The following is a 684-nucleotide window of genomic DNA, read 5'->3' as shown; positions in this document are numbered from 1 at the left end:
CTCAAAGGTTTGTTTATTAACCAGATAAACATCAGGTGTTACTATGCCCGATACGATTGCTTCTCCTAGTCCATAGCTGGCATTAATCATCATTTCTTTTGTATTATGAGTAACGGGGTTTTGACTGAATATGACTCCCGATACTTCGGACTCAATTAATCCTTGAACAACAACTGCCATTGAAATTTCATCAAAATCAGCATACATATTTTGAGTATATTGTTCGACTCTTTCAGTAAAAAATGAAGCCCAGCACGCTTTTACTTTATTTAAAAAATCCTCAGGGCTTTTCACATTAAGATAGGTTTCATACTGGCCAGCAAACGATGCACCTTCTAAATCTTCAGCACTGGATGATGATCGAACGGCTACTGACATATAAAAGTTTTTTAGATTTCCAAATGCCTCTATGAGATTCGATTCAATTTCAATAGGAATTTCCCCTTGCAAAATTCTCTCGTGGATATTATCCGTTTGACGATTAATCCCATTCCATTCGATATATCGCTTTRAAGCTTCTGTTTGAATAACAAAGCCATCCGGAATCGGTAAATTTTCTTTTTTCATTTTTATAAGGTTTAAAGCTTTTGCTCCAACTTTTTCATTCGCCTCGTCCACCTTTTGAAAACTTAAACTATACATTAAAAATATTCATCCTCCTACAAATTAGTTTTAAAATGTAAG

1 protein-coding gene is annotated in these 684 nt (G+C 34.6%); it reads right to left on the bottom strand.

The window, feature by feature from the left end; genetic code table 11:
* A partial coding sequence (locus AC1DRF_RS31105) for a PEP/pyruvate-binding domain-containing protein (protein WP_477742713.1) occupies nucleotides 1–642 on the bottom strand: 642 nt, incomplete at its 3' end.
* Nucleotides 643–684 lie beyond the last annotated feature (42 nt).

This window comes from Priestia sp. P5_B4 (assembly GCF_056400385.1).
This window is presented reverse-complemented; position numbering and strand designations above follow the sequence as displayed.